Source organism: Nocardioides sp. NPDC023903 (assembly GCF_040639295.1).
Classification (GTDB): domain Bacteria; phylum Actinomycetota; class Actinomycetes; order Propionibacteriales; family Nocardioidaceae; genus Nocardioides.
In genome coordinates this window covers 22008-31682 of record NZ_JBEZZS010000048.1, presented here as the reverse complement: position 1 = coordinate 31682, position 9675 = coordinate 22008, and the positions used below count along the sequence as shown (strand labels likewise).

General features: G+C 71.8%; 7 protein-coding genes. 1 reads left to right on the top strand and 6 read right to left on the bottom strand.

Translation table 11 applies throughout. The annotated features are described in order from the left end of the window. Positions 1–140 precede the first annotated feature (140 nt). The 6 genes from AB0F44_RS28030 to AB0F44_RS28005 form a co-directional block, all read right to left on the bottom strand. Positions 141–1742, bottom strand: coding sequence for an AMP-binding protein (locus AB0F44_RS28030; RefSeq protein WP_357360340.1), 1602 nt, complete (start codon positions 1740–1742; stop codon positions 141–143). 74 nt (positions 1743–1816) lie between these two features. Next, positions 1817–3385, bottom strand: a complete 1569-nt coding sequence (locus tag AB0F44_RS28025) for an AMP-binding protein (protein ID WP_357360338.1) — start codon at positions 3383–3385, stop codon at positions 1817–1819. Between the two features lie 17 nt (positions 3386–3402). Further along, positions 3403–4635 (bottom strand): DUF6596 domain-containing protein, encoded by a 1233-nt coding sequence (locus AB0F44_RS28020; protein ID WP_357360336.1) that lies wholly within the window; start codon positions 4633–4635, stop codon positions 3403–3405. A 14-nt stretch (positions 4636–4649) separates the two neighbouring features. After that, the gene (locus tag AB0F44_RS28015; protein ID WP_357360334.1) at positions 4650–4988 is read right to left on the bottom strand and encodes a YciI family protein; all 339 of its coding nucleotides are present in this window, start codon (positions 4986–4988) and stop codon (positions 4650–4652) included. Continuing rightward, entirely contained in the window at positions 4985–5332 is a 348-nt protein-coding gene (locus AB0F44_RS28010; protein WP_357360332.1) for a YciI family protein, read from the bottom strand. Before AB0F44_RS28010 ends, AB0F44_RS28015 begins: the two co-directional genes overlap by 4 nt. Next, entirely contained in the window at positions 5329–5694 is a 366-nt protein-coding gene (locus tag AB0F44_RS28005; protein ID WP_355020946.1) for a YciI family protein, read from the bottom strand. The genes AB0F44_RS28010 and AB0F44_RS28005 overlap by 4 nt, the downstream gene beginning before the upstream one ends. Before the next feature lie 128 nt (positions 5695–5822). Between AB0F44_RS28005 and AB0F44_RS28000 the strand changes: the two genes are divergently transcribed. Continuing rightward, the gene (locus AB0F44_RS28000; protein ID WP_357360330.1) at positions 5823–9674 is read left to right on the top strand and encodes a Pls/PosA family non-ribosomal peptide synthetase; all 3852 of its coding nucleotides are present in this window, start codon (positions 5823–5825) and stop codon (positions 9672–9674) included. Position 9675: the final 1 nt, after the last annotated feature.

Sequence of the window (9675 nt, the reverse complement as noted above, 5' to 3'; positions counted from 1 at the left end):
CTTCGCCCCCCGACTGATCCATGTGCTGCCGGGCAACTCCCCCGGTGTCGCGGTGAAGTCCATTGCGCAGGGCGCGCCCAAGCAGGTGGGACAGTTGCGCCGACTCGGCGTCTGGTGGCGGGGCAGTTGCGCCGAGTCGGCTACTTCTCGGCGGCAGCGTCGTCCGGGTTCTTGCCGCCGGTGCTGAGCATGTCGGCGGTGAGGCCGGTGGCGGCGCGGTAGTCGACGGTCCCGGCAGGCGTACGCGGCACCGACTCGACCAGCAGGACGAGCTTGGGCTCGTGCGACTCCCCGAGCCGGTCGCGGGCGTGCTTGCGCAGGTAGGCACCGGTGGTCTCGGTGGACGGGGCGAGCTGCACCAGCGCCGCGACCTGCTGGCCCCAGCGCGGGTGGGGCATGCCGAAGACGGCGGCGTCGACGACGTCCTCGTGGGCGAGGAGCACGCCCTCGATGGTCTCGGGGTGGATCTCGAGGTCACCGGTGCGTACGAGCGTGGCGGCCCGGCCGAGCAGGGTGATCGAGCCGTCCTGCTCGCGGCGGGCGAGGTCGCCGGGGAAGGTCCAGCGCCGGTTGTCGATCAGCTTGATCGCGGTGGCCGAGCGGGCGTTGTCCTTGTAGTAGCCGAGAGCCGACGGGCCGGAGCGGGCCAGCAGGCCCTCGACGCCGGGCGCTGCCGGGGTGAGGTCGGGGTTGAAGACCTCGACCTCCGGGCCCACCATGAACCGCGCCTCGCCGGGCACGAGCGCCGTGCCGTCGTCGGCGCGGGAGCCGGTGACGCCGGTTTCCAGGGTGCCGTAGGAGTCGACGATGACTCGGCGGGCGAACGCGTTGCGCAGGACTCCGAGGACGCCGTCGGAGAGCGGCGCCGCGGTGTTGGAGACGCCGGCGAGCGAGTGCAGCGGCCAGCGCTTCTTGCCGGTCAGCCGGGCCTTGGCCACCGGTCGCGCCTGGGCGTCACCGAGGAGCGTGATCGCGGTGGCGCCGGCCTGCTCGGCGAGGTCGAGGAAGGCCTCCGCCGAGAACGACTCAGAGGTGTCGAGCACCGCGGTGCCACCGGCGACCAGCGCCCGCAGGAGCAGCAGCTGGCTCTGCCCGTGGAGCAGGGGCCCGCCGGCGAGCAGGACGACACCTGAGTTGCGAGCGGCCGCCTCGGCGGCGAGCCCCTCGACCGACGGGATCGGCGCGTTGCGGCGGACCGTGTTCAGTGCGGCCCAGATCAGGTCCTCCTGGCGCCAGACCGCACCCTTCGGGGTGCCCGTGGTGCCGGTGGTGAAGATGATGTGCCAGTCGCCAGGCGTACGTCCGACGCTCGGCCGTTCCTTGGACGCAGCGGCGACCTTGGCGTCGTAGTCGGGGCCCAGGACGACGCGGTGATCCAGCTTCAGGTCGAGCTCGTCGAGGTCATCGGTGAACTCGGGGGAGACGATGGCCGCGACGCAGTCGGTGGCGGCGTACGTCCGGGCGAGCTCGTCGCGCCGGTAGGCGTGGTTGATGTTGACCGGGATCGTGCGAGCCTTGAGGCACCCGTAGAGGGCGTCGACCCACTCGATCCGGTTGGTCGCGTGGACGGCGACCTGGGCACCCGGCTCGAGGCCGACGCTCAGCAGGTGGTTGGCCAGGCGCGTGGCACGCTCGTCGATCTCGGCGTAGGAGTAGGCGCGGTCGGTGGTGACGACTGCCGTGCGGTCGGGGACCGCATCGGCCATCGCTTCCAGGATGTCGGGCAGTGTGAGGGGGATCACGGCGGACACAGAGACGTAGGCTTTCCAGGGGTAGGGCCGTACGGCACCGAACCGTACGTCGGATCAGCCGGTCGTCACCTACGCGCCTCGAGCAGCTCGGCAGCGACCGTAGCGCTCGCACGATAGTCCACCTTGCTCACGGGCGTGCGAGGGACTCGCTCCACGAGCAGGATGTCCTTGGGCACCTTGTAGGCGGAGATGAGGCTGCGGCAGTGCTCGCGGAGCGCGTCGGTCGAGGTCACGGCGCCCTCGCGGAGCTGCACGAGAGCGGTGACCTGCTGCCCCCAGCGCTCGTGCGGGGTGCCGACGACCGCGGTGTCGAAGACGTCCGCGTGACGCAGCAGGACCGACTCGACCTCCTCGGGGAAGACCTTCTCGCCGCCGGTGTTGATGCAGCCCGACCCACGGCCGAGGACGGTGATCGAGCCGTCCTCCTCGCGCCGCGCGAAGTCGCCCGGGATCGACCAGCGCTGCCCGTCGACCTCCTTGAACGTCGCCGCGGTCTTGACCGGGTCGTTGTAGTAGCCCAACGGGATCGATCCGGTGCGCGCGAGCATCCCGGTCTCACCCGGAGCGCACGGCTTCATGTCGGTGTCGAAGACCTGTACGTCCATCCCCACCTGGAACTTCGGCGCGGCCTGCGTCCCCTCGTTGCCGTCGTCGACCTGCATGCCGGCCGCCCCGGACTCCGAGGCGCCGTAGGAGTCGAGGATGTAGCGGCCCGGCAGCGCCTCCCGCAGCTGGGTGCGGACGCCCGCGGAGAGCGGGGCGGCGCCGTTGGAGACCGCGAACAGGCTGCTCAGGTCCCAGCGCTCCGGCTCGCGCAGGATCGCCTCGGCGACCGGGCGGCCCATCGCGTCACCGAGGAAGGTGAGCGAGTTGACCCCGGCGGCCTGGACGAGGTCGAGGATCGTCTCGGGCGACCAGGTCGGCTCGGTGTAGAGGGAGACCGTGCAGCCGGCGACGTGACCGTTGCCCATGATCCACTGGCTGCCGCCGTGCATCATCGGACCGCAGGCCAGCAGCACCATCGGCGACTCCTGGGCCGCGGCCTCCTGGGCGAGCTGCTCGACGGTGTCGAAGGGCGCTCCGAACCGGCTCGCGTTCATCGCGGCGCGGATGATGTCCTCCTGGCGCCACACGACGCCCTTCGGCATCCCGGTGGTGCCGCCGGTGTAGATGACGTAGCGGTCGTCGGGGCTGCGCTCGATGTCGGGGCGCTCCTTGGACGCGGCGGCGACCGCGGCGTCGTACTCCTCGCCCATCACCAGCGTCGGGATGCCCAGGCCGAGCGCGGCGACCGCCTCGACGTGCTCCGGCCCGATGATCGCCGCGACGGCGTCGGAGTTGCGGTAGAGGTGGTCGAGCTCGTCGTGGAGGTACTTGTGGTTGATGTTGATCGGCACCGCCCGCGCCTTCATGCACCCGTAGAAGGCGTCGACCCACTCGATCCGGTTGCGGGAGTGGACGGCGACGTGGTCGCCCGGCTTGATGCCCTGCCCGAGGAGGTGGTTGGCCAGCCTGGTCGCGCGCTCGTCGATCTCGGCGAAGCTGTAGGCGTGTTCCATCGTGAACACGGCGGTGCGGTCGGGGATGGCGTCGGCCATCGCCTCGAGGATGTCGGGGAGAGTGATCGGGGTCACAGCACCGAGTGTGACAACTAGAACGTGTTCTCGTCTAGCGATTGGGGTGGAAAACCTTCCAAGGCCCTTTGCCGCCGGACGAGGTCGGCCCGCTCCGGCCCATGCGTGCAGAGCGCGATGGCCTCCGCATAGGCCTCGATCGCGTCGCCGTGACGCCCCGACCGCTCCAGCAACTGGGCGCGTACGGCCGGCAGCCGGTGTCCCGGGAGAGCGACCGAGTCCAGCGCCACGAGCGCGGCCTCGGCGCCGTTCGCCTCGGCCACTGCGACGGCCCGGTTGAGACGTACGACCGGGGTGTCCTGGAGCGCGAGCAGCTCGTCGTAGCGCTCGACGATGCGCTCCCAGGCGGTCGTCTCGGAGCTGGCCGCGAGGGCGTGCTCCGCGGCGATCAGCGCCTGGAGGAGATACGGGGCAGGGGCCGCGTGGGCGAGCGGGGTGAGGATCGCGAGGGCCTCGGCGATCTCGTCGGTCCGCCAGCGCGTGCGGTCCTGGTCCGGGAGCAGGACGAGGGCGCCGTCCGGCCCGATCCGGGCCGTCCGGCGCGAGTGCTGCAGCAGCATCAGGGCGAGGAGGGCGTCGATCTCCCGGTCCGGCTCGGGAAGGACCGACCGCAACACCCGAACCAGCCGGATCGCCTCGCCCGCCAGGTCGGTGCGTACGACATCGGGGCCGGTGCCGGGGGCGTAGCCCGCCGTGAACGCGAGATAAGCGACCTCGGCGACGATCCCGACCCGGCCGGCGAGATCCGCTGGCACCTCGAAGGAGGCACCCGCGAGCCGCTTGCGCGCCCGGGTCAGCCGCGCCGCCATCGTCGCCTTCGACTGCAGGAAGAGGCGCCCGATGTCCTCGGTGGAGACGCCGAGGACCAGCCGGAGCGTGAGCGCAGCGGCGGCTTCGCGGGACAGCGTCGGGTGGGCGCAGAGCAGCACCAGCCGCAGCCGCTCGTCGGCGACCTCACCAGAGTCGACCATCACGCGCTGCGCCTCCTGGGTCACCGCCGCATCCACGGCGAGCAACGGCATCTTGCGAGCCAGCACCTCCTCCGAGCGCATCCGGTCCACGATCCGCCGCCGCGCGGTGGTGAGCAGCCACGCCGGTCCGTTGTCGGGCTCGCCGTCGACGGGCCAGCGCCGGGCGGCCGCCTCGAAGGCGTCGGCCAAGCCGTCCTCGGCCAGGTCGAGACGGCGGAACTGCGCGACGAGCAGGGCCAGCAACCGGCCCCACTCCTCGCGCAGCAGCTTCTCCAGCATCGACGTGGGTCGCCCTACTCCGCCGCGCGGATCTCGATCGCCGACTCGACCGTGGCGAGCAGCCGGCAGCAATCGGCCAGGTCGTCGCGGTCCTCGGACTCCACGACGTAGAGCCCGGCCAGGTGCTCGGCCGTCTCGGTGTAGGGACCGTCGGTGACGCCGGAGGAACGCACTGTCACCGCCGTCGACGGAGCGGCGAGCACCGCACCGTACCCCCTCAAGATCGTGTGGCCGCGCTCGGCGAGCAGGGCCGCGAACTTCTCGTGCACGGCGAACAAGGCGTTCCTGTCCTCCTCCGACTTCGCCTGCCACTCGGCTTCGACGTTGGGGATGAGCAGGTAGTAGCGAGTCATCGGATCTGCATCCCCTTCGTCGGGCGGATCTCGACCGCGAAGTACTTCGGAAGCAGCTTCGCGAGGGCGACGGCGTCGTCGATCGTGGGCACATCGATCACGTAGTAGCCGCCCAGCTGCTCGACCGACTCCGCGAACGGGCCGTCGGTCACGGCTCCGTCCTCGTGGACGGTCAGCGACATGGTGGCGGGCTGCAGGGCGTCGCCGTCGATCAGCTCGCCCCGCTCCGCGACCGCCTTCGCGAAGGCACTGAAGTCTGCGTACGCGGTCTGCTTCTGCTCCTCGGAGAGGGCGTCCAAGCGGGACTCGTGGTCGGGACCACCGATCAGCAGGAGATACCTCATGCCGACATCCCCTCGTGCTCGACGATCTCGCGGATCTCGAGCGCCGTCTCGAGCTCGGCGAGCACCTTGCAGCACTCGAGCATGTCGTCGGCGTCGTCGGTCTCGATCGTGTAGAAGCCGGTCACGTGCTCGACGGTCTCGGCGAACGGGCCGTCGGTGATCACCACCCCGTCACCGGTCTTGCGCAGCGTCTTGGCCTTGCTGGAGTGGTGGAGCTCGGCGCCGCCGGTGACCTTGTGGCCGCGTTCGGCGAGCAGCTTGGCGAACCTGCCGTGCACCTCGTATCCGGCTGCCTTCTCCTCCGGCGTCGACTCGGCCCAGAAGGCCTCGTTCGTCGGCAGCAGCACCATGTATCTGGTCATCGTGATCCCTTTCGTCCGCTCGAATTGAGTCTGTCACCGGGGATGACGGTTGGGACAAGGCCAAATCGACACCGAGAAGGAACGAAGATGTACGTCATCCGTTCAACTATCACCGGAAGGCTCCGCGTGTGACCCACCCCCTGCTGCGAGGCGACCTCGCGCCCGAGCCCCGGACGCTCGTCGACATCTTCCGGGCCACCGCGGCCCAGGTGCCCGACGAGCCGGCCGTCGATGCGGGCAACGGGCTGCTGACGTACGCCGAGCTCGAGGAGGCCGCCGACGGGCTGGCCGCCGAGCTCAACGCCGCCGGGATCGGGCCGGGGGACAAGGTCGGGCTGCGGATCGCAAGCGGCACCACCGACCTGTACGTCGCGATCCTCGGCATCCTCTGCGCGGGCGCCGCCTACGTGCCGGTCGACGCCGACGACCCCGAGGAGCGGGCCCGGCTGGTCTTCGGCGAGGCGAAGGTCGCCGCTGTCGTCACCAACGACCTGCGGGTCACCACGACCGGCGAGCCCGGAGAGGCACGCGAGGAACGCGAGCCGGAGGAGCCGTCGACCGACGACGACGCCTGGGTGATCTTCACCTCCGGGTCGACCGGCACGCCGAAGGGTGTCGCGGTCACCCACCGCAACGCCGCCGCGTTCGTCGACGCCGAGTCGCGCCTCTTCCTCCAGGACGCCCCGATCGGGGTCGGCGACCGGGTGATGGCGGGCCTCTCGGTGGCCTTCGACGCGAGCTGTGAGGAGATCTGGCTGGCGTGGCGTTACGGCGCCTGTCTGGTCCCGGCCCCGCGGGCGCTGGTGCGCTCCGGGGTCGACGTCGGTCCATGGCTCGTCGCCAACCAGATCACCATCGTCTCGACGGTGCCGACGCTGGTCGCGCTGTGGCCGCCGTCCTCGCTCGACAGGGTCCGGCTGCTGATCACCGGCGGCGAGGCGATCCCGCCCGAGCTCGCCGCCCGCCTGGTCACGCCCGGCCGGGAGGTGTGGAACACCTACGGTCCGACCGAGGCGACGGTGGTGGCCTGCGGCGCCCAGTTGACCGCCGAGGGGCCGGTACGGATCGGCCTCCCGCTCGACGGCTGGGACCTCGCCGTCGTCGACCCCGCCACGGGCGTCCCGGTCCCCGAGGGCGAGACCGGCGAGCTGATCATCGGCGGCGTCGGCCTGGCACGCTATCTCGACGCCGCCAAGGACGCCGAGAAGTACGCCCCGATGCCCACCCTCGGCTGGGAGCGCGCCTACCGCTCCGGCGATCTGGTCGTCAACGATCCCGCCGGGCTGCTCTTCGGCGGGCGCGCCGACGACCAGATCAAGCTCGGCGGCCGGCGCATCGAGCTCGGCGAGATCGACAGCGCCCTACTGCAGCTGGACGGGGTCGTCGGCGCCGCGGCGGCGGTGCGGCGAAGCGCCGCGGGCAACAGCCTGCTGGTCGGCTACGTCACCGTCGACGACACCTTCGACCAGGCCACCTCCGTCGCCCGCCTCCGGACCGATATGCCGGCGGCCCTGGTGCCGCGGCTGGCGGTGGTCGACAGCCTCCCGACGCGTACGAGCGGGAAGGTCGACCGCGACGCACTGCCGTGGCCGCTCGCCTCGGGCGCGGGTGCGGGGGAGGGGCTCAGCGACACCGAGGCCTGGCTGGCGGGGCTGTGGAACGACGTCCTCGGAGCCGAGGTCACCGGGCCAGCGGCGGACTTCTTCGACCTCGGCGGCGGCAGCCTGACCGCGGCCCAGATGGTCAGCCTGATCCGCGAGCGCTTCCCCGAGGTCGCGCTCGGCGACATCTACGACCAGCCGAAGCTCGGCGCGCTGGCCACCTACATCGACGAGATGGGCAGCTCCGCCGCGCTCTCCGAGCACGAGGTGCCGGCCGTACGCCTCAAGACCCAGGTCGCGCAGGTGGTCGCGACGATCCTGCTGCGCTGCCTCGCGGCACCGCGCTGGCTGACCTGGATCGCGCTCGGGACGACGCTCGCCCAGCCGTGGGCACCCTGGCTGCCCTCGCTCAGCTGGTGGGTCCTCGTACCGGCCGTCCTCGCCTTCCTCACCCCGCCCGGCCGGATGCTGCTCGCCGCGGGCGCGGCGCGACTCATCCTGCACGGCGTACGTCCGGGGGAGCACCCGCGCGGAGGCAAGGTCCATCTCCGGCTCTGGCTGGCGACGCACGCGGTCGACGAGCTCGGCGCGCACGGTCTCGCCGGGGCACCGTGGATGCTCTGGTACGCCCGGCTGCTCGGCGTGCGGATGGGCAAGAACGTCGACCTGCACAGCCTCCCGCCGGTCACCGGCATGCTCACCCTCGGCAAGGGCTGCTCGATCGAGCAGGAGGTCGACCTCTCCGGTCACTGGATCGAGGGTGACGTGCTCCATCTCGGAGAGGTCGAGGTGGGTGAGCGGGCCCGGGTCGGGGCGAGGTCGACGCTGCTGCCCGGCGCCCGGGTCGGCGACGACGCTGAGGTCGGACCGGGTTCGGCGGTCTTCGGCGTTGTGCCGGCGGGGGAGTTCTGGTCGGGTTCGCCGGCCGTACGTGCCGCCCGGGAGGCGCGCGGACCGTGGCAGCCGCCCGAGGCGCGCGCCCGGGTCTGGATGCTCCTCTACGGCATCGCGGCCGCCGTCCTCGCACTGCTTCCCGCGGTCGCCATCGGCGTCGGCGTGCTCGTCGGAGTCGCCCTCGCCGGCGTGCCCACCTCCTACACCGACATCGGGGCGCTGCTGGCCTGGAGCCCGGTCGCGGTGGCGGTGGGCTGCGCCACCCTGGCCGCGCTGATCTGGGCGGTGGTGCGGCTCGCGGGCCTGGCGATCACCCCCGGCGTACATCCCGTACGCAGCCTGACCGGGGTCGCGGTCTGGTCGACGATGCAGGTGCTCGACGAGGCGCGCACCTGGCTCTTCCCGCTCTACTCCTCGACGCTGACGCCGCTGTGGCTGCGGGCGCTGGGGGCGAAGATCGGCAAGCATGTCGAGGCGTCGACGGTGCTGATGATCCCCGGGCTGACGCAGGTCAACGACCAGAGTTTCCTGGCCGATGACACCCTGATCGGCGGCTACGAGCTCGGCGGCGGCTGGCTGCGGGTCGAGCGGGTGAAGATCGGCAAGCGTGCCTTCGTCGGCAACTCCGGGATGGCGGCGCCCGGCCGGAAGGTGCCGAAGGCGTCCCTGGTCGCCGTGCTCAGCGCGGCGCCGCGCCGCAAGCGCGCGCAGAAGGGGGAGAGCTGGCTCGGCTCGCCGCCGGCGCCGCTGCGCCGGGCGGCCGGGGAGACCGATTCGGGACGTACCTATGACCCACCGGCTGGGCTCAAGATCGCGCGGGCGCTCGTCGAGCTGGCCCGGCTGGTGCCGCAGACGCTCGCGGTGCTGCTCTACGCCGGCGTCGGCTACGTGCTGGTGCGGGTCTGGGAGGCGACCGACCTCCTCGTCGCGATCGTGGTCGCGGGGCCGGTCCTCGCGGCCGCCGGAGCGGTCGCCGCCGGCATCACAGTGGCGGCGAAGTGGCTGCTCGTGGGCCGCATCAGGGCCGGGTCGCACCCGCTGTGGAGCTGGTTCGTCTGGGCCAACGAGCTGGCCGACACCTTCGTCGAGGTGCTCGCCGCGCCCTGGTTCACCGGCGCCGTGTCCGGCACGCCGGTGCTCAACCTCTGGTTCCGTGCGCTCGGCGCGCGGATCGGCCGCGGCGTGTGGATCGAGACCCACTGGCTCCCCGAGACCGACCTCGTCGAGCTCGGTGACGGCGCCACTGTCAACGCCGGCACCGTCGTGCAGACCCACCTGTTCCACGACCGGGTCCTGGCCCTCGACGAGGTCGTCCTCCGGCGCGGCGCCACGCTCGGGCCCAACTCCGTCATCCTGCCCGCCGCCGCCATCGGCCGGCATGCGGTCGTCGGTCCGGTCTCGCTGGTCATGCGCGGAGAGAGCCTTCCCGACAAGACCCTGTGGATCGGCAACCCGATCGGTCCCTGGGACCAGGCGGCCCCCTAAC